Origin of the sequence: Nonomuraea sp. LP-02 (genome assembly GCF_036289125.1) — a bacterium.
Taxonomy (GTDB): domain Bacteria; phylum Actinomycetota; class Actinomycetes; order Streptosporangiales; family Streptosporangiaceae; genus Nonomuraea; species Nonomuraea bangladeshensis.
On sequence record NZ_JAXCLK010000001.1, the window covers coordinates 802,155 to 825,474 of the forward strand.

Annotated in this window: 20 protein-coding genes; 16 read left to right on the plus strand and 4 right to left on the minus strand. The window is 70.9% G+C overall.

Annotated features, from left to right (window positions below; translation table 11 throughout):
* Positions 1 to 127 precede the first annotated feature (127 nt).
* From ruvC to SMD20_RS03795, 8 genes are all read left to right on the plus strand, one after another.
* Positions 128 to 658: a crossover junction endodeoxyribonuclease RuvC gene (gene ruvC, locus SMD20_RS03760; RefSeq protein WP_329574841.1), complete on the plus strand. Its 531-nt coding sequence runs from the start codon at positions 128 to 130 to the stop codon at positions 656 to 658.
* A gap of 69 nt (positions 659 to 727) precedes the next feature.
* Positions 728 to 1,348: a Holliday junction branch migration protein RuvA gene (gene ruvA / locus SMD20_RS03765; RefSeq protein ID WP_329574843.1), complete on the plus strand. Its 621-nt coding sequence runs from the start codon at positions 728 to 730 to the stop codon at positions 1,346 to 1,348.
* Between the two features lie 681 nt (positions 1,349 to 2,029).
* Entirely contained in the window at positions 2,030 to 3,061 is a 1,032-nt protein-coding gene (gene ruvB / locus SMD20_RS03770) for a Holliday junction branch migration DNA helicase RuvB (RefSeq protein WP_329574845.1), read from the plus strand.
* A gap of 211 nt (positions 3,062 to 3,272) precedes the next feature.
* Positions 3,273 to 3,653 (plus strand): preprotein translocase subunit YajC, encoded by a 381-nt coding sequence (gene yajC, locus SMD20_RS03775; RefSeq protein WP_329574847.1) that lies wholly within the window; start codon positions 3,273 to 3,275, stop codon positions 3,651 to 3,653.
* 40 nt (positions 3,654 to 3,693) lie between these two features.
* A complete protein-coding gene (gene secD, locus SMD20_RS03780; RefSeq protein ID WP_329574849.1) occupies positions 3,694 to 5,499 on the plus strand; it encodes a protein translocase subunit SecD in 1,806 nt (601 codons plus the stop codon).
* Between the two features lies 1 nt (position 5,500).
* Positions 5,501 to 6,499: a protein translocase subunit SecF gene (gene secF / locus SMD20_RS03785; RefSeq protein WP_329574851.1), complete on the plus strand. Its 999-nt coding sequence runs from the start codon at positions 5,501 to 5,503 to the stop codon at positions 6,497 to 6,499.
* A 327-nt stretch (positions 6,500 to 6,826) separates the two neighbouring features.
* Complete coding sequence (locus SMD20_RS03790; protein WP_329574854.1) at positions 6,827 to 7,345, plus strand: adenine phosphoribosyltransferase; 519 nt, start codon at positions 6,827 to 6,829, stop codon at positions 7,343 to 7,345.
* A gap of 203 nt (positions 7,346 to 7,548) precedes the next feature.
* Positions 7,549 to 9,741 (plus strand): RelA/SpoT family protein, encoded by a 2,193-nt coding sequence (locus tag SMD20_RS03795; RefSeq protein WP_329592414.1) that lies wholly within the window; start codon positions 7,549 to 7,551, stop codon positions 9,739 to 9,741.
* Positions 9,742 to 9,750: 9 nt separating this feature from the next.
* Here SMD20_RS03795 and SMD20_RS03800 read toward each other — a convergent pair whose 3' ends face one another.
* The 3 genes from SMD20_RS03800 to SMD20_RS03810 form a co-directional block, all read right to left on the minus strand.
* Positions 9,751 to 10,842 carry a cupin domain-containing protein gene (locus SMD20_RS03800; protein WP_329574856.1) on the minus strand — a complete coding sequence of 364 codons (1,092 nt, stop codon included), beginning with the start codon at positions 10,840 to 10,842 and terminating at the stop codon, positions 9,751 to 9,753.
* Positions 10,843 to 10,980: 138 nt separating this feature from the next.
* Complete coding sequence (locus SMD20_RS03805) at positions 10,981 to 12,210, minus strand: DUF349 domain-containing protein (RefSeq protein WP_329574858.1); 1,230 nt, start codon at positions 12,208 to 12,210, stop codon at positions 10,981 to 10,983.
* A 62-nt stretch (positions 12,211 to 12,272) separates the two neighbouring features.
* On the minus strand, positions 12,273 to 13,142 hold the full coding sequence (locus SMD20_RS03810; RefSeq protein ID WP_329574859.1) for a peptidylprolyl isomerase: 870 nt from the start codon (positions 13,140 to 13,142) through the stop codon (positions 12,273 to 12,275).
* 138 nt (positions 13,143 to 13,280) lie between these two features.
* On the opposite strand from SMD20_RS03810, the gene SMD20_RS03815 reads away from it, so the two are divergent.
* From SMD20_RS03815 to aspS, 3 genes are read left to right on the plus strand one after another with little or no spacing between them, the layout of a single operon-like run.
* Complete coding sequence (locus tag SMD20_RS03815; RefSeq protein WP_329574861.1) at positions 13,281 to 13,961, plus strand: MBL fold metallo-hydrolase; 681 nt, start codon at positions 13,281 to 13,283, stop codon at positions 13,959 to 13,961.
* Positions 13,961 to 15,217, plus strand: a complete 1,257-nt coding sequence (hisS, locus tag SMD20_RS03820; protein WP_329574863.1) for a histidine--tRNA ligase — start codon at positions 13,961 to 13,963, stop codon at positions 15,215 to 15,217. The genes SMD20_RS03815 and hisS overlap by 1 nt, the downstream gene beginning before the upstream one ends.
* Entirely contained in the window at positions 15,214 to 16,947 is a 1,734-nt protein-coding gene (gene aspS / locus SMD20_RS03825; protein ID WP_329574865.1) for an aspartate--tRNA ligase, read from the plus strand. The genes hisS and aspS overlap by 4 nt, the downstream gene beginning before the upstream one ends.
* Before the next feature lie 63 nt (positions 16,948 to 17,010).
* Here aspS and SMD20_RS03830 read toward each other — a convergent pair whose 3' ends face one another.
* On the minus strand, positions 17,011 to 17,907 hold the full coding sequence (locus SMD20_RS03830; protein WP_329574867.1) for a peptidylprolyl isomerase: 897 nt from the start codon (positions 17,905 to 17,907) through the stop codon (positions 17,011 to 17,013).
* Positions 17,908 to 18,075: 168 nt separating this feature from the next.
* Between SMD20_RS03830 and SMD20_RS03835 the strand changes: the two genes are divergently transcribed.
* From SMD20_RS03835 to alaS, 5 genes are all read left to right on the plus strand, one after another.
* Positions 18,076 to 18,558, plus strand: coding sequence for a hypothetical protein (locus SMD20_RS03835; protein WP_329574869.1), 483 nt, complete (start codon positions 18,076 to 18,078; stop codon positions 18,556 to 18,558).
* 9 nt (positions 18,559 to 18,567) lie between these two features.
* A complete protein-coding gene (locus SMD20_RS03840) occupies positions 18,568 to 19,872 on the plus strand; it encodes a replication-associated recombination protein A (protein WP_329574871.1) in 1,305 nt (434 codons plus the stop codon).
* An 83-nt stretch (positions 19,873 to 19,955) separates the two neighbouring features.
* A complete protein-coding gene (locus SMD20_RS03845) occupies positions 19,956 to 20,357 on the plus strand; it encodes a DUF948 domain-containing protein (RefSeq protein WP_329574873.1) in 402 nt (133 codons plus the stop codon).
* Complete coding sequence (locus SMD20_RS03850; RefSeq protein WP_329574875.1) at positions 20,354 to 20,587, plus strand: hypothetical protein; 234 nt, start codon at positions 20,354 to 20,356, stop codon at positions 20,585 to 20,587. Before SMD20_RS03845 ends, SMD20_RS03850 begins: the two co-directional genes overlap by 4 nt.
* A 56-nt stretch (positions 20,588 to 20,643) precedes the next feature.
* Entirely contained in the window at positions 20,644 to 23,316 is a 2,673-nt protein-coding gene (gene alaS, locus SMD20_RS03855; RefSeq protein ID WP_329574877.1) for an alanine--tRNA ligase, read from the plus strand.
* The last annotated feature ends 4 nt before the right edge of the window (positions 23,317 to 23,320 follow it).

Below are 23,320 nucleotides of genomic sequence, written 5' to 3' on the forward strand. Positions count from 1 at the left end.
CTTTTCCCGTACGGGCCGGGCGATCCGGCCCGTGCCCCGCCGTGCGTCGCACGGTGCGCGGCCGGGCCCGGCGCGGTAAAGTCTCGTGCCGAACAGATGTTCGGCCACGTGCGGGGAGGGCGATCGGGTGCGGGTGTTGGGCGTCGATCCGGGGCTGACCCGGTGCGGCCTGGGCGCCGTAGAAGGGCGGCCGGGCGCGCCGCTGACCATGGTGGCGGTCGGGGTGGTCCGCACGGGCTCCGACGAGGAGCTCGGCACCCGGCTCGTCGGCATCGAGGCGGGCATCGAGCAGTGGCTCGACGACGTCCGGCCCGACGCGGTCGCGGTCGAGCGGGTCTTCAGCCAGCACAACGTACGCACCGTGATGGGCACCGCCCAGGCCGCCGGCATCGCCGTGCTGTGCGCCGCGCGGCGCGGGCTGCCCGTGGCGCTGCACACGCCCTCGGAGGTCAAGGCGGCCGTCACCGGCAGCGGCACCGCCGACAAGAAGCAGATCGGCGCCATGGTCACCCGGCTGCTGCGCCTGCCGGAGATGCCCAAGCCCGCCGACGCCGCCGACGCCCTGGCCCTCGCCATCTGCCACGTCTGGCGCGGCGGCGCGCAGAGCCGGCTGGCCGCCGCCCTCGCCCGCGCCACCCCGAAGGGCGCCAGAGGATGACGCCGGGTCCGGGGCGAGGGGTCTAGGGTCGGTGACCGTGAACGTTTCACGAGCGGCGGAGGACAGGCTGTGATCGCGTCGGTGGCAGGGAAGGTGACGGCGATCGCGCCCGACGCCGCCGTCATCGAGGTCGGCGGCGTCGGGATGCTCACGCACTGCGCTCCGGGCACCCTCGCCCAGTTGCGCGTCGGCGAGGAGGCCAGGCTGGCCACGTCGCTGATCGTGCGCGAGGAGTCCCTGACCCTCTACGGCTTCGCCACCGACGACGAGCGCGCGGTGTTCGAGCTGCTGCAGACCGCGAGCGGCGTCGGCCCCAAGCTGGCCCTCGCCATGCTCGCCGTCCACCCGCCCAACGCGCTGCGCGTCGCCGTGGCGAGCGCCGACCTCAAGGCGCTCACCCAGGTGCCGGGCATCGGGCAGAAGGGCGCCCAGCGCATCGTGCTGGAGCTGAAGGACCGCCTCGGCACGCCGGAGGCGGCCGTCGACGCCGCGCTCAACGGCGAGCGGCGGGTGGCCGTGTGGCGCGAGCAGGTCCACTCGGGGCTGGTGGGGCTCGGCTACTCCGGCAAGGACGCCGACGAGGCGATCGCCGCCGTGGAGCCGATCGCCGACGCCGACCTCGCCGCCGGCCGCCAGCCCCAGGTCGCCGCCCTCCTGAAGGCCGCACTCCGATCCCTGAGCACCCGATGACCCCCCACCCCCCGACCCCGCCCCCTCACCCGAACGCCCACCATGCGAGTAGCGGGAAGGGGGGCGACCACAGCACAAACGGCCGGCACGTAAGCGGCCGTCACATGGATGGGCCGAACGCGGCCGGGCCGCACGTGAGCGGCCGTCACATGGGTGAGCTGCACGCAGGTGGGCCGCACGTCAGCGGCCGTCTCGCGGACCGGCAGCGCGTGATCGGCGGCCACATGAGCGGGCTGCACGCGAGCGGCGGCCACACGGGTAGCCTCCGCGCGATGAGCTCCCGCATGATCAGCCCTGTGGGCGGGCAGCGCGTGATCGGTGGCCACGTGAGCGGGCTGCATGCGAGCGGCGGCCATACGGGCAGTCTCCGCGTGATCAGCTCCCACATGATCAGCCACCACACGGGCGGGCAGCGCGTGATCGGTGGCCACGTGAGCGGGCTGCACGTGAGCGGTGGCCACACGGGCAGTCTCCGCGCGATGAGCTCCTACATGATCAGCCGTCACATGGGCGGGCAGCGCGTGATCGGCCGCCACACGAGCGGTCGTTGCGCGCAGGGCGGGTGGCGGACAGGGCGGGTGGCTGGGGGCGAGGGACTGCTGGAGGGCGCGAGAGTCTCGGTGGCGCCGTGGGGACGGGTGGCTTGGGGGATGTCGGAGTCCGGGAGAGGGCGTGGTCGGCGTGGGTTTTGATCGGGAGCTGGTGTCGCCCGACGCCGCCGGCGACGAGGTGCAGATCGAGGCGGCCCTGCGCCCCAAGCGGCTCGACGAGTTCATCGGCCAGTCGCGGGTGCGCGAGCAGCTCTCCCTGGTGCTGGAGAGCGCCCTGCGCCGCCGTCGCCCCCCGGACCACGTGCTGATGAGCGGCTCCCCGGGCCTGGGCAAGACGACGCTGGCCATGATCATAGCGGCCGAGCTCAACGCGCCGCTCCGCATCACCTCGGGCCCCGCCCTGGAACGGGCCGGCGATCTCGCCGCGATCCTGTCCACCCTGTCCGAGGGCGAGGTGCTGTTCATCGACGAGATCCACCGGATGGCCAGGCCCGCCGAGGAGATGCTCTACCTCGCCATGGAGGACTTCCGGGTCGACATCGTCGTCGGCAAGGGCCCGGGCGCGACCGCCATCCCGCTGGACATCGCCCCGTTCACGCTGGTCGGCGCGACCACCCGGGCCGGGCTGCTGCCCGCGCCGCTGCGCGACAGGTTCGGCTTCACCGCCCACATGGACTTCTACGAGCCGGCCGAGCTGGAGCAGGTGCTCTACCGCTCGTCCCGGCTGCTCGGCGTCGAGCTGCCGCCCGACGGCGCGTACGAGATCGCCCGCCGCTCCCGGGGCACGCCCCGCATCGCCAACCGCCTGCTCCGCCGGGTGCGCGACTTCGCGGACGTCCGCGCGGACGGCGTCATCGACCGTGACATCGCGGCGGCCGCGCTCAACCTGTACGAGGTCGACGCCGAAGGGCTCGACCGGCTCGACCGGGCGGTGCTCGGCGTGCTGCTGAAGAAGTTCGGCGGCGGCCCGGTCGGCCTGTCCACACTGGCGGTCGCGGTGGGGGAGGAGCCGGAGACGGTCGAGGTGGTGGCCGAGCCGTTCCTCGTCCGCCAGGGGCTGCTGGCGAGGACGCCGCGCGGCCGGGTGGCCACGGCGGCGGCCTGGACCCATCTCGGGCTGACGCCGCCGCCGGACGCTTTCGGGGCGGCCGTCGTGGACTGATCACAGATCGGTTGCAACCATCTCAAATCGGGAACTTCCCCGCGCGCCGAAACGCTGCCTCGTTGCCGCGTTTCGCAACAAGCGCCTACACTCCGTGGCTTGGCTGGCTGTGTAGGCTGACGGGCTGAGCGGCGCGGCCCGACGCAACGCACGGAATTTCCGGCGCGAGGCCAGTGTCAACTCCTTGTACGACGATGGAAGGTCGCCCCTTATGGACATGGGACAACTCGGAAGCATCCTGCCGCTGATCCTTCTGGTGGTGGTGTTCTACTTCCTGCTGATCCGCCCTCAGCGCAAGCGCCAGCAAGAGGCGGTCCAGATGCAGAACAGCCTTACGCCGGGCAGCCGCGTCATGACGACGACCGGGCTGTTCGCCACCGTCGTCGCCGTGGACAATGAGGACGTGATCCTCGAGGTCGCGCCGGGCGTCGAGACCCGCTGGGTCAAGGCCGCCATCGGCCGTGTCGTCGCCCCGGGTGACGCTGTGGCCGGCGAGCCGGTGGTCGCCGACGAGGCCGTCGATGAGAAGAACGAGTCCGAGATCGCCGCCGATCACAACGGCGAGGACTCCAGCACCAAGCGGCGTGATTAAGCTTCTGCGACAATCCTCTATCCGAAAGAACTGACGACCAGTGGCCCGACCGACCAGCCGCCACAGCCGACCGGGGCGAACGCTCCTGGTGCTGCTGGCGTTCATCCTCGCCATGGGCGCGACGATGTTCCTGCAGAAGGCGTTCACGCCGAAGCTGGGGCTCGATCTCGCCGGCGGAACGACGGTGACTCTGTCTCCGGTGACTCTCAACAACGCGAGTCCCCCGGAGGAGATCCTTGACCGTGCGGTCAACATCATCCGCGACCGGGTCAACGGCACCGGCATCTCCGACGCGGAGGTCGCCAAGTCCGGCGACAACATCATCATCTCCATCCCCGGCGTCGGGCAGAGCGAGGCCATCAAGCTGGTCGCCACCACCGCGGAGCTGCGCTTCCGTCAGGTGCTCGCGATGGAGGCCACGCAGATCCCGCAGGACCTCGCGACCAACGCCCCCTCCCCGAGCGCCGCTCCGTCGGCGACGGGGACGGGCACGCCGTCGACGCAGCCGTCCCAGCCCCGCTCCTCCCAGTCGGCCGGCCCGGCGCCCAGCGCCTCGCCGACCGGCAAAGCCCTGTCGTCGGCGCTGACCGCGCCGACCCCGAGCGCCTCAGCGCCGGCCGAACCGTCGGCCACGCGGAGCGCCCAGGGCCAGAACGACCAGGGCGCCAAGCAGAACACCAGGGCCACGCCGAGCGCGTCGCCGTCGCAGCAGGCGAGCACCCCGCCCGCCCAGCAGCAGAACCCCGGCGTCAACCCCGAGGGCATCGACCCGGCGGTGCTGGCCCAGTTCAACAAGCTCAACTGCGCCGACCCGGCCAACCGCGGCCAGGGCGTCCAGGACGACCCCAACAAGCAGTACGCCGGCTGTGAGGCCGACGGCAGCTACAAATACGTCCTCGACGTCGCCAAGGTCGTCGGCACCGACATCGACACCGCCAGCGCCGGCATCCGCCAGGGCACCACCGAGTGGGTCGTCCAGCTCGACTTCAAGAGCAAGGGCGCGGGCGCCTGGGCCGACCTCACGCAGAAGGCGTACAACTCGCAGGACCCGCGCAACAAGGTCGCGGTCGTCCTCGACGGCGTGGTCATCACCGCGCCCAACATCATCAGCCCGATCCCTGGCGGCCGCGCCGAGATCACCGGCGGCTTCGACCAGGCCAGCGCCACCACCCTGGCCGACCAGCTCAAGTACGGCGCGCTGCCGCTGAAGTTCAACCGCAGCTCCATCGACACCGTCTCCTCGACGCTCGGCCAGGACCAGCTCAAAGGCGGTCTGATCGCCGGCGTCATCGGCCTGGTGCTCGTGGTGATCTACTCCATGTTCTACTACCGGGGCCTCGGCATCGTGGCGGTGCTGAGCCTCGTGGTGGCGACGATCATCACGTACTGCTCGGTGGTCGTGCTCGGCCACAACGCCAACTTCCGGTTGTCGCTGCCGCACATCATCGGCTTGGTGGTCTCGATCGGCATCACCGCCGACTCCTTCATCGTCTACTTCGAACGCATACGTGACGAGATGAAGGAGGGCCACCGCACCTTGCGGGCGGCCGTCGAGGTGGCCTGGGTCCGCGCCCGGCGTACGATCCTCATCGCCGACGCCGTCATGTTCATCGCCGCGATCGTGCTGTACTTCCTGGCGGTGGGCGGTGTGGCCGGGTTCGCGTTCGCGATGGGCCTGACCACGCTCATCGACGTCGTGGTGGTGTTCCTGTTCACCAAGCCGTTCATCGCCCTGCTGGCGAAGCTGAAGTTCTTCGCCAAGGGGCATCCGCTGTCCGGGCTCGACGCCGAGCGCATGAGCGATGCCGCCGGCGGCGCCCGCCCGACCACCCCGCAGGAGGCCTGACATGGGACTCGCGCGTCGCCTCTACCGGGGCGAGATCGACGTCGACTTCGTCGGCAAGTGGAGGCTCTGGTACAGCCTGTCGGGTGTGCTGCTGCTCGTCTCGATCGTCGGGCTGCTGATCAACGGGCTCAACCTGGGCGTGGAGTTCAGGGGCGGCACGGTCTTCTCGTTCAAGACGTCCCAGACCCTCACGGTCGAGCAGATCCGTCAGGACATCCAGGACGAGGGCGTGCACCAGGTGATCGTCCAGTCGGCCGGTGACGGCTGGCGGGTGACCACCGAGACCCTGGAGGAGGACTTCCGGGCCGAGGTGCAGTCCGCGATCGCCAAGGACTTCAACGTCCCGGCCGGCGACGTCAGCGTGCAGGCCATCGGCGCCACCTGGGGCGGCGAGGTGTCGCAGAAGGCCTGGATCGGCCTCGGCGTGTTCATGCTCGCGATCATCCTCTACCTGTCGATGGCGTTCGAGCCGAAGATGGCGCTGGCCGCCATCGTCGCGCTCTTCCACGACCTGGTCATCACGGCGGGCATCTACGCCTGGTCGGGCTTCGAGGTGACGCCCGCGACGCTGCTGGGCTTCCTGACCATCCTCGGTTACTCGCTCTACGACGCGGTCGTGGTGTTCGACATGATCAAGGAGGTCACGGCCAAGCTGGGGCACACGTCGAAGATGACGTACTCGATGGCGGCCAACAACGCGCTCAACCACACGCTGATCCGGTCGCTCAACACCTCGCTGGTCGCGATCCTGCCGGTGGCGGCGATCCTGTTCATCGGCACCACGCTGCTCGGCGCCGGCACGCTGAAGGACCTGTCGCTGGCCCTGTTCGTGGGCATGGTCGTCGGCACGTACTCCTCGCTGTGCGTGGCGACGCCGCTGCTCGTCACGCTGAAGGAGCGCGAGCCGAAGTACCAGGCCATCGCCAAGCGGCTGGCCTCCACGGGCGGAGGCAAAGGGGCGAAGGGCGGGCCCAAAAGCGCCGCGGTAGCCAAGGGCTGACCCGCGGCTCCGGCCGTTCGACTCGCCGACGCCCCCGCTCCCAGGTAGAGGGAGCGGGGGCGTCGCCGCGTCCGCGCGGCCCCCCAGGACGCCCTGGGATGGCAGGGGACGCCGCGGGATGTTCCGGACGGTACAGGACGTCCCGGAACGTCCCGGAGGACCTGAGGAAGGCCCTGAGCCCCGTCTGACGTGTTCCGGGCCGCGGGTCAACCGCCCCGCGGATCCCGCAGAGCCGCCCAGGAGGATCGGTGGTCCGGGGGAGGGCCGGGATGCACCATCATGGTGCCGGGCATCCGGCCGCCGGCGGAGACAAGCGAGGGAGACGGCATGAGCGAGTTGAGCACGATGATCCTCGATCGGATCAGGGACGTCCCCGACTATCCCCAGCCGGGTGTCATGTTCAAGGACATCACTCCGCTCCTCGGCGACCCCGTGGCGATGGCGGCGGTCGTGGACGGACTGGCCGGCCTGTACGAGGTCGACAAGATCGTCGGCATCGAGGCCCGCGGCTTCATCCTGGCCGCCCCGGTGGCCTACCGCGCGGCCGCGGGCTTCGTCCCCGTGCGCAAGAAGGGGAAACTTCCCGCCGCCACGCTGGAGGAGTCCTACGATCTGGAGTACGGCTCGGCGACGATCGAGGTGCACCGCGACGCGTTCACCCCGGGCGACCGGGTCCTGATCGTCGACGACGTCCTGGCCACGGGCGGCACGGCTCAGGCGGCCGTGGAGCTGGTGCGGCGGGCCGGTGGCGCGGTCGTCGGCATCGCGGTCCTGATGGAGCTGGCATTTCTGAAGGGCCGCGAGCGTTTGGACGGAATACCGGTCCACTCCCTGGTGATCGTCTGAGCCCGGCCGCCGACGGCTTGGGTTCGTCACCTGGATACACTGGTGGATCTGGACCCGAGCGTGAGGAGCCATGTGCGTGAGGAGCCATTGCGGGAGGAGTCTGAGTGCCCCGTGATGCGGTCGTGCCCGAGATAGCCGACTCCGGCAGTGCCGAGCCGTCCGGCGCCCCCGCGGCGCGCCGCCGGCGCTTCGGGGGTGGGGCCATGAATCCGGTGCTGGAGCCGCTGTTCCGTACGGTCCGGGCCACCCATCCCAAGGCCGACCTGCGCGTCATCGAGCGGGCCTATGACGTGGCCGCCTACCACCATCGCGACCAGAAGCGGAAGTCGGGCGACCCCTACATCACGCACCCGCTGGCCGTGGCCACGATCCTCGCCGAGCTCGGCACCGACGACGAGACGCTGTGCGCGGCGCTGCTGCACGACACCGTCGAGGACACCGCCTACAGCCTCGACGAGCTGCGCGCCGACTTCGGCGACACCATCGGCTCGCTGGTCGACGGCGTGACCAAGCTCGACAAGGTCAAGTTCGGCGACGCGGCGCAGGCCGAGACCGTGCGCAAGATGGTCGTGGCGATGTCCCGCGACATCCGCGTGCTGATCATCAAGCTGGCCGACCGCCTGCACAACATGCGCACCATGCGCTACCTGCCCGAGCACAAGCGCCACCAGAAGTCCCGCGAGACCCTGGAGATCTTCGCCCCACTGGCCCACCGCCTGGGCATGAACACCATCAAGTGGGAGCTCGAGGACCTCGCGTTCGCCATGCTCTACCCCAAGCGCTACGACGAGATCGCGCGCATGGTGTCGGAGCGGGCCCCGCGCCGCGACCTGTTCCTGCAGGAGGTCATCGAGAAGGTCTCCGGCGACCTGCGCGAGGCGAGGATCCGCGCGGTGGTCAAGGGCCGGCCGAAGCACTACTACTCGGTCTACCAGAAGATGATCGCCAGGGACGTCGCCTTCGACGACATCTACGACCTGGTGGGCATCCGCGTCCTCGTCGACACCGTCCGCGACTGCTACGCGGCGCTCGGCACCATCCACGCCCGGTGGAACCCGGTGCCTGGACGGTTCAAGGACTACATCGCGATGCCCAAGTTCAACATGTACCAGTCGCTGCACACGACGGTCATCGGCCCCGAGGGCAAGCCGGTGGAGCTGCAGATCCGCACCCACTCGATGCACCACCGGGCCGAGTACGGCGTGGCCGCGCACTGGAAGTACAAAGAGGAGGTCGGCGTCGCCGGCGCCGGCGGCAAGGTCAAGCCGGGCAACGACATGGCCTGGCTGCGCCAGCTCCTCGACTGGCAGAAGGAGACCGCCGACCCGGGCGAGTTCCTGGAGTCGCTGCGCTTCGACCTGTCGGTCTCCGAGGTCTATGTGTTCACCCCGAAGGGCCAGGTCATCGCCCTGCCCGAGGGGGCGACGCCGGTCGACTTCGCCTACGCGGTGCACACCGAGGTGGGCCACCGCTGCATCGGGGCGCGCGTCAACGGGCGGCTGGTGCCGCTGGAGTCGCGCCTCGGCAACGGCGACACCGTCGAGATCTTCACCTCCAAGTCGCCGGACGCGGGGCCGTCGCGCGACTGGCTGAAGTTCGTCAAGTCGGGCCGGGCCCGCAACAAGATCCGGCAGTGGTTCTCCAAGGAGCGCCGCGAGACCGCGATCGAGGCGGGCAAGGAGGCCATCGGCCGGGCCATGCGTAAGCAGGGCCTGCCGCTGCAGCGGCTGATGTCGGGGGAGTCGCTGCTGGCGCTCGCCCGCGACCTGCGCTACTCGGACGTCTCGGCTCTTTACGCGGCCGTCGGCGAGGGCCACGTCGCGGCCCAGACCGTGGTGCAGAAGCTGGTCGCCTCGATCGGCGGCGTCGACAGCGCCGAGGAGGACATCGCCGAGACCTCGCTGCCCACCCGGCTGCGCGGGCGTCCCCGCGGCGGGGGCGGCGCGGGCGTGGTCGTGGCGGGCGACGCCGACGTGTGGGTACGCCTGTCGAAGTGCTGCACGCCGGTGCCCGGCGACGACATCGTCGGCTTCGTCACCCGCGGCCACGGCGTGTCCGTGCACCGTTCCGACTGCACCAACGTCCAGCAGCTCAAGTCGCAGCCCGACCGGCTGGTGGAGGTGAGCTGGTCGCCGAGCGACGACAGCGTCTTCCTGGTGGCCATCCAGGTCGAGGCGCTGGACCGGCCGCGGCTGCTGTCCGACGTCACCCGCACGCTCTCCGACCAGCACGTCAACATCCTGAGCGCCTCGGTCACGACGTCCCGCGACCGGGTGGCGATCAGCAAGTTCACCTTCGAGATGGGCGACCCGAAGCACCTGGGTCACGTGCTCAAGGCCGTGCGCAACATCCAGGGCGTCTTCGACGTCTACCGCGTGAGCGGCGCCGGCGGCTGAGCCGTCCCCTCAGCGGGGGCGCAGGTCGGGGAGGTTGACCACGATCGCCTCCTGGGTGCTGCGCGCGATGACGACCACGGCCTCCCGCTCGGGGTCGGGGTTCTCCTCGCGGTGCGGCACGTACGGCGGCACGAACACGTAGTCGCCGGGCCCGGTCTCCAGCCGCACCTCCTCGCCGTCACGCAGGAACACGAAGGACGGCGTGCCGCTGACCACGTAGATCGCGGTCTCGGAGGCCCCGTGGTGGTGGTCGGCGGAGCGGGTGGCGGGCGCGACGTGCGTCTGACCCATCCACAGCCGTTCGGAGCCGGCGCTCGCGCCGCTGACGGCGGCCAGCCGGCGCATGCCGGGGCTCTGCGCCGTCTCGTCCGAGAGCGCCGCTGCGGGCACGTGACGCAGCGGCCGGTGGAAGGGGTCGCCCTCGACCCGGTAACCCTCCCAGAGACGCCCTCCCGCCCGTTCCAGGACGCCGGAGGCGACCGCGGCCAGGCCGGCGGGGTCGTCGCGCGCGGCCAGCAGCCGTTCGGCCAGCTCGGGGTCGTGCGCGCGCAGCTCGCGCAGCAGCCACTTGCCGCTGCCCTGCCAGCGCCGCCCGAACCCGAGCGCGAGCCGGGCGGTGTCCTGGATCACCTGCCAGGCGATGAACGCCCGCTCGCCGGGATCGCCCGCGCCCGCGAGGTCGTCCAGCAGGTCGGACAGCACGTAACGGGCCCGAGCGGCCTCGCCGTCGCTCAGCCCGCCCGGCCCGGCCGCCAGGCGCTCGCCCAGCGCCGCCTGCAGGTCGCTGGCCCGTCCGCCGGTGCGGTCGGTCAGCACCGCGCCCTCGGCGCACATGCGCGCCATGCTCGGCTGCCGCCGGTCGAAGTCGCGTTCGAGGTAGGCGCGCAGGCTCGTCTCGCTGTTGACGAACAGTTCCACCGGCCAGCCCCGCCAGCGCAGCGACTCGCGGTAGGGCGTGGGCAGGCCGTCGAGCACCACGACGACGTCGAGGTCGGAGGTGCTGGTGCGGCGCTCGGTGAGCACGCTGCCGCCGACGAAGGCGTACAGAGCGCCGGGGAACAGCTCCTCGACGAGCGCGCGCGCGACACTGACCGGATCCATGCGGTCAGCCTAGATCGCGGGATGGGCCGCGTGCCGCCCGATTCCCCGTGATCGGGCGGAAAGCAGGGCCGTGGCGCGGCGGTCCGGCCGGATCGGCCGGCACGCCCTACCCGCAGGTCAGCGAACCTACCCGCAGCGTCAGCTGAACTCGGCCAGCGTGCGCTCGGCCTCCTCCAGCCAGGAGCGGCGGGCGATCAGGGCCTCCTCGGCCTCCTTGACGTCCTTGGCCCGGCCGGCCGCCTGCGCCTTGGACAGCCGCTTCTCCAGCTGCTCGATCGAGGTGCGGAGCTGGTCGACCGTGCTCTGCGCGCGGGCCCTGGCCTCGGGGTTGGAGCGCTTCCACTCGGCGTCCTCGGCCTTGCGCACGGCCTCGTCCACGCGGCGCAGCCCGCCCTCCAGCCGGTCGCGCTGCTCGCGCGGCACCGGACCCGCGGCCTCCCAGCGCTCCAGGAGGTGGCGCAGCGCGGCGCGCGCCGTGCGGGCGTCCGTGACCGGCAGGATCTTCTCCGCCTCGGCCAGCAGCTCCTCCTTGACCTGCGCGTTGGCGGCCAGCGAGGCGTCGCGCTCGGCGAAGACCGCCGAGCGGGCCTGGAAGAACTGGTCCTGGGCGGCCTTGAAGCGGCCCCACAGCTCGTCCTCGACCTCCCGCGAGGCCCGGCCCGCGCTCTTCCACTGCTGCATCAGCTCGCGGTAGACCGCCGCGGTGGGGCCCCAGTCGGTGGAGCCGGCCAGCGCCTCGGCCTCGGCGACGATGCGCTCCTTGGCCGCGCGTACGCCCTCACGCTGCTCGTCCAGGCCGGCGAAGTACTGCTTGCGCCGCTTGGCGAAGGCCGTGCGGGCGGCCGAGAGCCGCTTCCACAGGGCGGCCTCGGTGACCCGGTCGATGCGGTCGGCGGCCTTCCACTCCTCGACGAGCTGGCGCAGCCGCTCGCCGCCGGACTTCCAGTGGGTGGTCTCGTCCGCGATGCGCTCGGCCTCGGCGACGATGCGCTCCTTGACCGTCCTCGCCTCGGCGCGCGCCTGCTCGCGGGCCGCCTTGACCTCCTCGCGCCGCTGGCCGACCAGCTCGGTCAGGCCGTCGAGGCGCGCCGTCAGCGCCTGCAGGTCGCCGATGGCGTGGGCGTCGGCCACCGCCTCGCGCAGCTTGGCGATGCTGGCCTCGGCCTGGGCCGGAGCCAGGTCGGTGCCCCGCACCCGCTGCTCGAGCAGCTGAACCTGGCCCGCCAGCTCGTCGTACTTCCGATGGAAGTAGGCCAGTGCCTCTTCGGGTTCACCGGCCTGCCAGGAGCCGACGGCCCGTTCTCCCTCAGCCGTACGCACGTAGACGGTGCCGTCGTCGTCTACCCGGCCCCACGGGTCGGTGCTCACCGTGTCCTCCCGCACTCTCCATCAGACCCTTCGGGACTACTTCGTCCCTAGTTTGTATTACGTCAGCTCTTGCTGGCGATTGTCACGTCTTTGATTTCCATGGTTTCCTTCGGCGCCCCGGTCCCGTCGCCCATGTCGGCAATGACGCCTGCTTTGTTCACCTTGTCCAGGATGTCGAGACCCTTCGTGATCGTACCCACAGGCGTGTAATCGGGGGTGAGCTGGATGTCACCGAACACCAGGAAGAACTGGCTTCCCGTGCTGCCGGGCGCGCTGGTCTTGGCCATCGCCATGACGCCGCGCTTGTACTGGGCTCCTTCGAGGTTCTCCTCGGCCATCACGTAGCCGGGGCCGCCCGCGCCGTCCTGGCTCTTGCCGTCGGCCTTGGCGGTCGGGTCGCCGCACTGCAGCATGGGGAACTTCTCGCTGCCCAGCCGGTGGCACTTGCTGCCGTCGTAGTACTTCTTCTTCGCCAGGAACTCCAGCGAGTTGGTCGTGCAGGGGGCCTTGGCGTTGTCGAGCTCGACCACGACGTCGCCCAGGTTGGTCTTGAGCGTCATGGTCTTCTTGGCGGGAGTGGTCTTGACCTTCGCCGGCGGCATGCCGACGTCCTTGACCGTGCCGCCCGTGGTGTCCTTGACGTAGTCGCAGGTGCCCGTGGCCGCGTCGTACGGCTTGGGCCCCGTGCTCGCCGAGGCCGAGGCGGTCTCGGCCGCCGAGGCGCTCGGCGAGGCGGCCGCCTCCGTGCCCGTGTCGCCGCCGCCCAGGAGCGCGACCGCGGCCACGATTCCGCCGACCACGATCACCACGCCCACCGTCGAGCCGATGATCGCCGTGCGCTTGGCCTTCTGCTCGCGCTCGATGCGGCGCTGCATCTGCCGCTCGTAGTGCTCGCGCGCCAGCTGCTTCTGCCGGTCCTTCCCCGTGGCCACCGCTTTGCCTCCCATAGTCAATCAACCAAGGTGGGCGAATCGTATCGGCCAATGGGTAATGATTCGCAGCCCGGCGACCCGCACCGGTACCCTTCGGTTACATTCCCATTGGCTTTTCGACGAGATCACCTGAGGCAGATGCTCATCGCCGGCTTCCCCGCAGGGGGCTTCCAGACCAACTGTTACGTCGTCGCGCCCGCGGCCGGCGAGGAGTGCGTGATCGTCGATCCGGGCCAGGACGCCGCGGAAGGCGTCGACGACCTGCTGCGCGAGCACCGGCTCAAGCCGGTCGCCGTGATCCTCACCCACGGCCACCTCGACCACGTCTGGTCGGTGGCCCCCGTCTGCGGCGCCCGCGACGTGCCGGCCTGGATCCACCCGGACGACCGCCACCTGCTCAGCGACCCCGGCGCCGGCTTCTCCCGCGAGAGCGCCGCGCTGTTCGGCGGCATCACCCTCAGCGAGCCCGACGACGTGCGCGAGCTGACGGACGGCGCCGTGCTGGAGCTGGCCGGCCTGGAGCTGGTCGTGGACCACACCCCCGGCCATACCAGGGGGTCGGTGAGCTTCCGGCTGCCCTCGGACGACGTGATGTTCTCGGGCGACCTGCTGTTCGCCGGCTCCATCGGCCGCACCGATCTTCCCGGCGGCGACTATCCGACCATCCTGCGCAGCCTGGCTACCAAGTGCCTGCCGCTGCCGGACGATACGGTCGTGTTGCCGGGCCACGGACCACAGACCACGATCGGCCGCGAGCGCGCGACCAACCCCTACCTGAAGGAAGCAGCGCCGCACGCCGGTCCCACACGAGGGATCTAATGAGCTTCCAAGCACCAAAAGGCGTCAAGGAATACGTTCCGCCGCAGGCGTCGACGTTCTACGCGATCCGCGCCGCGTTCGCCGAGACGGCCAGGCGCGCGGGCTACTCCTACCTCGAGACCGCGGTCTTCGAGGACACCCAGCTCTTCGCCCGTGGCGTCGGCGAGTCCACCGACGTCGTGAGCAAGGAGATGTACACCTTCACCGACCGCGGCGGCCGCTCGCTCACGCTGCGCCCGGAGTTCACCGCCGGTGTGCTGCGCGCGGTCCTGGAGCACGGCCTGCACCGCGGCCAGCTCCCGGTCAAAGTGTGGACCGACGGCCCGGTCTTCCGCGCCGAGGCGCCCCAGGAGGGCCGCTACCGGCAGTTCTACCAGCTCGACCTGGAGGCCATCGGCAGCGAGGATCCCGCCGTCGACGCCGAGACGATCGCGCTGGCCTGGCAGTGGTACACCACGCTGGGGCTCACCCGGGTCCGCCTGCTGCTCAACTCGCTCGGCTGCCGTGAGTGCCGCCCGATCTACCGCGCCCGGCTGCAGGAGTTCCTGCGCGCGCTCGACCTCGACGAGGCCACCCGCGCCCGCATCGAGATCAACCCGTTGCGCGTGCTCGACGACAAGCGGCCCGAGGTGCAGGAGCAGCTCACGGACGCGCCGCTCATCGGCGACCACCTGTGCGCCGGCTGCAAGTCCTACCACGACCGGGTCAAGCAGCTCCTGGCCGACCTCGGCATCCCGTGGGAGGACTCCCCGCGGCTGGTGCGCGGGCTCGACTACTACACGCGCACCACGTTCGAGTTCGACCACCCGCTGCTCGGCGCGCAGTCCGGCATCGGCGGCGGCGGCCGCTACGACGGCCTGTCCGAGGCCATCGGCGGGCCCGCGCTGCCCGGCATCGGCTTCGGGCTCGGCCTCGACCGCACCGTCATCGCCCTGGAGCGCGAGGGCGTCGAGCTCGCCACCCCCGCCCGCTGCGAGGTGTACGGTGTGGCGCTGGGCGACGAAGCGGCCCGCGCCATGTTCACCCTCGTGAACGACCTGCGCGCGGCCGGCGTCGCCGCCGACATGGCCTTCGGCGGCAAGGGGCTCAAGGGCGCGATGAAGGGAGCCGACCGTTCCGGCGCCCGTTTCGCGCTGATCCTGGGCGAGCGTGACCTCGCGGCCCGGGCCGTGCAAGTGAAGGACCTGACCACAGCAGACCAGACCGAGGTGCCGCTGGCCCAGGTCGTGGACGTCTTGAAGGGGAAAGTGCAGTGATCCGCACGCATACGGCCGGGTCGCTCCGCGAGGAGCACACCGGGCAGAAGGTGACGCTCGCGGGCTGGGTGGCCCGCCGCCGCGACCATGGCGGCGTGGTCTTCATCGACCTGCGCGACGCCTCCGGCTCGGCGCAGGTGGTCTTCCGCGAGGAGGACCACGCCCACGACCTGCGCGCCGAATACTGCGTGAAGGTCGTCGGCGAGGTGCGCCTGCGCCCGGAGGGCAACGAGAACCCCGAGCTGCCCACCGGGAAGATCGAGGTCGTCGCCGACACCGTCGAGGTGCTGAGCGAGTCGGCGCCGCTGCCGTTCCCGATCGAGGGCAACGTGGGGGTCTCGGAGGAGGCGCGGCTGAAGTACCGCTACCTCGACGTGCGCCGCCAGCAGGTGGCCCACGCCATGCGGGTGCGCTCCAAGGCCACCTACCTCGCCAACGAGGTCATGAACGAGCTCGGCTTCGTCTACGTCGAGACCCCGACGCTGACCCGTTCCACGCCCGAGGGCGCCCGCGACTTCCTCGTGCCCGTGCGCCTGCAGCCCGGCAACTGGTACGCCCTGCCGCAGTCGCCGCAGCTGTTCAAGCAGCTCCTGCAGGTGGCCGGGCTTGAGCGCTACTACCAGCTCGCCAAGTGCTACCGCGACGAGGACCTGCGTGCCGACCGGCAGCCGGAGTTCACCCAGATCGACGTCGAGATGTCCTTCGTCGACCAGGAGGACGTCATCCAGGTCGGCGAGACGCTGATCGCCCGCCTGTGGCGGGAGCTCGCCGGTTACGAGCTGCCGACGCCGCTGCCGCGCATGACGTACGCCGAGGCTATGGCCCGCTACGGCTCCGACAAGCCCGACCTGCGCTTCGGCCAGGAGCTGGTCGAGATGACCTCCTACTTCGCGGGCACCACCTTCCGCGTCTTCCAGGCCGACTACGTCGGCGCGGTCGTCATGCCGGGCGGCGCCTCGCAGACCCGCAAGGAGCTCGACGGCTGGCAGGAGTGGGCCCGCTCGCGCGGGGCCAAGGGCCTGGCCTACGTGCTGGTGCAGGAGGACGGCACGCTCGGCGGCCCGGTCGCCAAGAACCTGTCGGAGGAGGAGCTGTCCGGGCTGGCCGCCAAGGTCGGCGCCGCCCCCGGTGACGCGATCTTCTTCGCCGCGGGCGCCCGCAACGCCGCCCGCGACCTGCTCGGCGCGGCCCGGCTGGAGATCGGCCGCCGCTGCGGGCTCATCGACGAGTCGCAGTGGTCGTTCCTGTGGGTCGTGGACGCCCCCATGTTCGAGGAGGACGGCGAGGGCGGCTGGACGGCCGTGCACCACCCGTTCACCGGCCCCAAGCCCGAGTGGGCCGACAACTTCCAGGACCACCCGGACGAGGCGCTGGCCTACGCCTACGACATGGTCTGCAACGGCATGGAGATCGGCGGCGGCTCGATCCGTATCCACCGGGCCGAGATGCAGCAGCGCGTGTTCGACGTGCTCGGCATCTCCAAGGAGGAGGCCGAGAGCAAGTTCGGCTTCCTGCTGGAGGCGTTCAAGTACGGCCCGCCGCCGCACGGCGGCATCGCCTACGGCTGGGACCGCATCTGCATGCTGCTGGCCGGCGGCGAGTCGATCCGCGACGTCATCGCATTCCCCAAGACGGCCTCGGGCTTCGACCCGCTGACCGGCGCGCCCACGCCCATCACGGCGGGGCAGCGCAAGGAGGCGGGCGTCGACGCCACGCCGCGCAAGGACTGATCCGGGCCCGGCATGAGAGAAGCCGGCAGGGCGGGCGCCCTGCCGGCTTCTTGCGCGCGCGGGTCAGGAGAACGTGATGCTCTTGATGATGACCGGCTTCTTGGGGGCGGTGGTGCCGCCGTCGCCGGTGATGTCGGCCTCGTTGACGATGAGGTCCCCGCCGTTCTTGGCCAGGCCGACCAGCATGTCCAGGCCCTCGCTGACCACGCCGACGGTGGAGAAGCCCCCGCCGAGCTGCGTGTTCTCGTCCGACAGCGAGAAGACGAACTGGCTGTTGTTCTGGCCCGCGGAGTCGCCGGGCTGGGACATGAAGACCACGCCCTTGGCCGGCGGGATCTCGACGTTCTCGTCGCCGTAGACGAAGCCCGCGGTGCCCTGGCCGTCGGTCGGGTTCTTGCCGTCGGCCTTGGCCTGCGGGTCGCCGCACTGCAGCAGGTGCACGCCGGAGACGTCCGTGGTGACCAGCCGGTGGCACTTCATGTTGTCGTAGAAGTGCTTCTTGTTGAGGAAGCTGAGCGCGTTGACCGTGCACGGGGCCGCCTCGGTCATCAGGTCGACGACGACCTTGCCGCGGTTGAAGTTGATCGTCATCTTCTTCAGCTTCATGTTGGGCTTCTTGCCCGGCAGGCCCACGAACTTGTTCGGGACGGAGTCGTCACGCTTGTACGTGCACGTCACCGGCCCCGCGGCCGCGGTCGTCGTCGGCGCGATCGGCAACGACGCCGAGGGCGATGCCGACGCCGACGCGGAGGCCGAGCTCTCCGCCGCGGCGGGGTCCGGCCCGTCGCCGCCGCTCAGGGTGGTCGCGGCGAAGATGCCGCCGGCCACCACCACCACAGCCACGCCCGCGCCGATGAAGGCGTTCCGCTTCGCCTTGGAGGAGCCCTCGGCCGCCGCGCGCTTCTCCTGCCGCTCCTTGTGCTCCCGCGCGAGGTCGCTCTTGCGGTCTTCGCCGCTCACCGCATGTCTCCTTCATCTTTGCCGACACATGACCAAACAACTCCGCGCATGCTACCGGCCCTCGGTATGTGCCGGATGTAAGTGGCAAAAGCCGTGAGGTGCGACGGATGGGACCGCGAACCTTATCGTGCTCCCGAACGTAGTTGAAAAGAGCACAAAGGAGTCGTCATGTTCGACCAGATCCTGGGCCTGCCGGCCCACGCGCTCGTCATCCACTTCGCCGTCGTGCTGGTGCCGCTGCTCGCCGCGGTGGCGGCGGTCTACGCGCTGGTGCCGCGGTGGCGTCCGTACGTCGCCTGGGCCGCGATCCTGCTCTCCCTCACCGGGCCCGTGGCCGTGTTCGCGGCCAAGGAGAGCGGCGAGCGGCTGAAGGAGGCCCGCTTCGCCACCGCGGAGGGGGAGCTCGGCCGGGCCATCGCCACGCACGAGAGCTTCGCCGGCCCGCTGCTGCTGTCGGCGTCGGGCCTGGCCGCCGTCACGCTGCTGCTGGTGCACGCCACCCGCCCGGCCCGCGACTCCGTCGGCCGCGACCGCTTCGGCCGCCCCGTCTCGCTGGTCCTGTCCGGGCTCACGGTCGTGCTGGCCGCCGTGGCCGGCTACTTCTGCTTCCTGGCCGGGGACTCGGGCGCGAGGGCTGTTTGGGGCCTGTAATCTCGCTTTGTGGACAGCCTGTTCGATTCGGCGGCCGAGGACGCCACCCCGCAGCCCCTGGCGGTGCGCATGCGCCCGCGCACGCTCGACGAGGTGATCGGCCAGCGCCACCTGCTCGGCTCCGGCACCCCGCTGCGCCGCCTGGTCGAGAGCGAGGCTCCCATGTCGCTGTTCCTGTGGGGGCCGCCCGGCACCGGCAAGACCACGCTCGCCTACGTCGTCTCCAACGTCACCCAGCGCCGCTTCGTGGAGATCTCCGCGGTCTCCGCCGGGGTCAAGGACGTCCGCGCGGCCATCGACAACGCCCGCCGCGAGCTGGGCATGACCGGCCGCCAGACCGTGCTGTTCGTGGACGAGGTCCACCGCTTCAACAAGGCCCAGCAGGACGCCCTGCTGCCCGCCGTGGAGAACCGCTGGGTCACCTTCATCGGCGCCACCACGGAAAACCCGTACTTCTCCGTCATCTCGCCGCTGCTGTCGCGCTCGCTCCTGCTCACCCTGGAGTCGCTGTCCGACGACGACATCCGCGCCGTCCTGGAGCGGGCGGTGGCCGAGCCGCGCGGGCTCGGCGGGCGGCACCGGCTCGCCCCCGAGGCGCTGGAGCACCTCGTACGGCTCGCGGGCGGCGACGCCCGGCGCTCGCTCACCTACCTGGAGGCGGCCGCGCTGCTGGCCGAGGACATCACCGTCGAGGTCGTCGAGAAGGCCGTCGACAAGGCTGCGGTGCGCTACGACCGGCAGGGCGACCAGCACTACGACGTGATCAGCGCCTTCATCAAGTCGATGCGCGGCTCCGACGCCGACGCCGCGCTCCACTACCTCGCCCGGATGATCGAGGCCGGCGAGGACCCCCGCTTCATCGCCCGCCGCCTCGTCATCTTCGCCAGCGAGGACGTCGGCATGGCCGACCCCACCTGCCTGCAGACCGCCGTCGCCGCCGCGCAGGCCGTCCAGCTCATCGGCCTGCCCGAGGGGCAGATCAACCTGGCGCACGCGGTCATCCACTGCGCGCTGGCCCCCAAGTCCAACGCGGTCGTCAAGGCCATCGGCGCCGCGATCGGCGACGTCCGCAAGGGGCTGATCGGCCAGGTGCCCGGCCATCTGCGCGACGCCCACTACGGCGGAGCGGCCAAGCTCGGCCACGGCGAGGGCTACAAATACCCGCACGACTTCGACCACGGGCTCGTCCGCCAGGACTACGCGCCCGAGCAGGTGCGCGAGCGCCGCTACTACGAGCCCACCCGGCACGGCGCCGAGGCTCCGGTCGCCGAACGCTGGGCCAAGATCCGCGAGTTCCTGCGCGGTGGCCCCTGACGCCTCGTGGTCCTCACTAACGTTGTCAGCGGGACGCGATAGGGTCGTGCCGTTCCTGCCCAGCACACAAGGGAGATGAGCGGATGCTAACCGCCGGAGAGGTCGCCGGTCTGATCGCCGCCACCGGCTGGGTGGTCCTGGTCTGCGTGCTGGCCATGGTGCTCGTCAAGCTCGCCCGGCTGCTCAAGGAGGCCACCAAGGCGGTCACCGAGCTCAACAACCGCCTCACGCCGCTGCTCGACGACGTCACCCTCACCGTCAACGAGACCAACAGGCAGCTCATGGCCGTCGAGGCCATCGCCAAGGACGTCAAGCAGGTCAGCGGCCACGCCGCCCGGCTGAGCGCGGTCACCGACACCATGTTCACCGGCCCGCTGATCAAGGTGTCCTCGCTGGGCTACGGCGTGCGCCGGGCCATCGAGGCCCGCCGGCCCGTCCGGCGCGGCGGACCGGCCGGCGGCGCGCGGCCGGGGCGGGTCAAATGATCCGCAGGCTGTTCTACCTGTCGCTCGGCGCGTTCCTCGCCTTCTGGGTGATGCGCCGGCTGCAGGCGCTGCACCCCGACCACGTCGCCCGCCGCACGGCCGCCGGAGCGGCGGGCATGCTCCAGCGGGTGAGAGAATTCACCTCGGACGCGCTCGGCGAGGCCGCGGTGCGCGAAACCGAGTTGCGGGCACGCCTCGGGCTCGACCAGGCTGAAGACACCGCCCGCTGACCACAGCCCACTGAGACCTTCGTTCGACACGACGACTAACGCAAAGGATGGCCACCATGGAGTCGGCAGAGATCGCGCGCCGCTTCCTGCGCTTCTTCGAGGAGCGTGGGCACAAGATAGTGCCCTCGGCCAGCCTGATCGCAGAGGACCCCACGCTTCTCCTGGTTCCGGCCGGTATGGCGCCGTTCAAGCCGTACTTCCTGGGGCAGCGCAGGCCTCCGGCGTCCCGGCTGGCCACCGCCCAGAAGTGCGTCCGCACGCCCGACATCGAAGAGGTCGGCAAGACCACCAGGCACGCGACGTTCTTCCAGATGCTCGGCAACTTCTCCTTCGGCGACTACTTCAAGGCCGAGGTGATCCCGTTCGCGTGGGAGCTGCTGACCCGCTCCGAGTCCGACGGCGGCTTCGGCTTCCCCGAGGACAAGCTGTGGGCGACGGTCTACCTCGAGGACGACGAGGCGTACGACATCTGGCGCAACAAGGTCGGCCTGCCCGAGCACCGCATCCAGCGCCGCGGCCTGGAGGACAACTACTGGCACATGGGCGTGCCCGGCCCCGGCGGCCCCTGCTCGGAGATCTACTACGACCGCGGCCCCGAATACGGCAAGGAGGGCGGCCCCGTCGCCGACGAGGACCGCTACCTCGAGGTCTGGAACCTCGTCTTCATGCAGTACCAGCTCAGCGCGGTCCGCACCAAGGTCGACTTCGACATCGCGGGCGAGCTGCCGACCAAGAACATCGACACCGGCATGGGCCTGGAGCGCATGGCGGCGATCCTGCAGGGCGTCGACAACATCTACGAGATCGACACCACCTACAAGATCCTCGACAAGGCGGCCGAGCTCACCAAGACCCGCTACGGCCGCGACCACCGCTCCGACGTGAGCCTGCGGGTGGTCGCCGACCACGTGCGCACCGGCACCATGCTGGTCGCCGACGGCGTCCTGCCCGGCAACGAGGGCCGCGGCTACGTCCTGCGCCGCATCCTGCGCCGCTCCGTGCGCAACCTGCGCCTGCTCGGCTCCGGCGACGAGCGCTACATGCACGAGCTCACCGACGTCGCGATCAACGTCATGGGCGAGCAGTACCCCGAGCTCAAGATCGACGCGCCGCAGATCCACGCGGTCATCGACGCCGAGGAGGCGAGCTTCCTCGGCACGCTTCGCACCGGCACCGCCATCTTCGACGTGGCCGTCGAGGAGACCAAGCGCAAGTCCGGCAGCACGCTGTCCGGCCAGCAGGCGTTCCAGCTCCACGACACCTACGGCTTCCCGATCGACCTCACCCTGGAGATGGCGGCCGAGCAGGGGCTCAAGGTCGACGAGGAGGGCTTCCGCCGGCTCATGAAGGAGCAGCGGCAGCGGGCCAAGGCCGACGCCGCGGCGAAGAAGACCGGCAACGCCGACATCTCGGTGTTCGGCCAGATGCTGGAGGCGGCGGGCAAGGTCGAGTTCCTCGGCTACGACCACACCGAGGCCGACACCAGCGTCGTCGGCATCCTGATCGACGGCGCGTCCGTCCCGGCGGCGGGCGCGGGCAGCACGGTCGAGGTCGTGCTCGCGCGCACCCCGTTCTACGCCGAGGGCGGCGGCCAGCTCGCCGACCAGGGCGTCATCCGCACCGGCGGCGCCGAGGTCGAGATCACCGACGTGCAGCAGCCGCTCTCCGGGCTCATCGTCCACCGCGGCAAGGTCCGCAGCGGCGAGCTCAAGGTCGGCGACGAGGCGCAGGCGGAGATCGACCTCGAACGCCGCCGCGCGATCTCGCGCAGCCACAGCGCCACCCACCTCGTCCACCGCGGCTTCAAGAACGCGCTCGGCGAGACGGCGGCGCAGGCCGGCTCGGAGAACTCGCCCGGCCGCTTCCGCTTCGACTTCACCGCGGCCGGCGCGGTGCCGCCGAGCGTGCTGCGCGACGTCGAGGACGAGGTCAACGCGGTGCTCATCAACGACCTCAAGGTCAACGCCTTCTACACCTCCCAGGCGGAGGCGCGGGCGATGGGCGCGCTCGCCATGTTCGGCGAGAAATACGGCGACGAGGTCCGCGTGGTCGAGATCGGCGACTACTCGCGCGAGCTGTGCGGCGGCACCCACGTCCACAGCTCCGGGCAGCTCGGCCTGGTCAAGGTGCTCGGCGAGCAGTCAGTCGGCGCGGGCGTGCGCCGGGTCGAGGCGCTGGTCGGCATCGACGCCTTCCGGTTCCTGGCCCGCGAGAGCGTGCTGGTCCACCAGATCAGCGAGCAGCTCAAGGCGCGCCGCGAGGAGCTGCCCGAGCGCATCGACGGCATCGTCACCCGGCTGCGCACGGCCGAGAAGGAGCTGGAGCGGCTGCGCTCGGCGCAGGTGCTCGCGGTGGCAGGCGAGCTGGTGGCGCAGGCCCGTGACCAGCGCGGCGTCTCCGTCGTGACACACCGCGCGCCTGATGGCACGGGCTCGGATGATCTGCGTAAGCTCGCGCTTGATGTGCGTGGCAGGTTCCCGTCCGACAGGCCGGCGGTCGTCGTGATCGCCGGTGTCCCCTCCGACCGGCCTGTGGTGGTTGCCGCGGTCAACGAGGCGGGGCGCGAGCGGGGGCTCAAGGCCGGGCAGCTGGTCGGCGTCGCCGCCAAGGCGCTTGGGGGTGGCGGTGGCGGCAAGGACGATGTCGCGCAGGGCGGTGGCACGCGACCGGAGGCGATCGGCGAGGCGTTGCGCCTGGTCGATGAGGCCATCGCGGGTCAGCTCGGCTGACGCT

Bases quoted from the DNA above. Each gene is read 5' to 3' on its own strand.
- alaS (WP_329574877.1), top strand. From the start codon at position 20,644: ATGGAGTCGGCAGAGATCGCGCGCCGCTTCCTGCGCTTCTTCGAGGAG.
- secF (WP_329574851.1), top strand. From the start codon at position 5,501: ATGGGACTCGCGCGTCGCCTCTACCGGGGCGAGATCGACGTCGACTTC.
- SMD20_RS03845 (WP_329574873.1), top strand. From the start codon at position 19,956: ATGCTAACCGCCGGAGAGGTCGCCGGTCTGATCGCCGCCACCGGCTGG.
- yajC (WP_329574847.1), top strand. From the start codon at position 3,273: ATGGACATGGGACAACTCGGAAGCATCCTGCCGCTGATCCTTCTGGTG.
- SMD20_RS03815 (WP_329574861.1), top strand. From the start codon at position 13,281: ATGCTCATCGCCGGCTTCCCCGCAGGGGGCTTCCAGACCAACTGTTAC.
- SMD20_RS03800 (WP_329574856.1), bottom strand. From the start codon at position 10,842: ATGGATCCGGTCAGTGTCGCGCGCGCGCTCGTCGAGGAGCTGTTCCCC.
- hisS (WP_329574863.1), top strand. From the start codon at position 13,961: ATGAGCTTCCAAGCACCAAAAGGCGTCAAGGAATACGTTCCGCCGCAG.
- SMD20_RS03790 (WP_329574854.1), top strand. From the start codon at position 6,827: ATGAGCGAGTTGAGCACGATGATCCTCGATCGGATCAGGGACGTCCCC.
- SMD20_RS03835 (WP_329574869.1), top strand. From the start codon at position 18,076: ATGTTCGACCAGATCCTGGGCCTGCCGGCCCACGCGCTCGTCATCCAC.
- SMD20_RS03795 (WP_329592414.1), top strand. From the start codon at position 7,549: ATGAATCCGGTGCTGGAGCCGCTGTTCCGTACGGTCCGGGCCACCCAT.
- SMD20_RS03850 (WP_329574875.1), top strand. From the start codon at position 20,354: ATGATCCGCAGGCTGTTCTACCTGTCGCTCGGCGCGTTCCTCGCCTTC.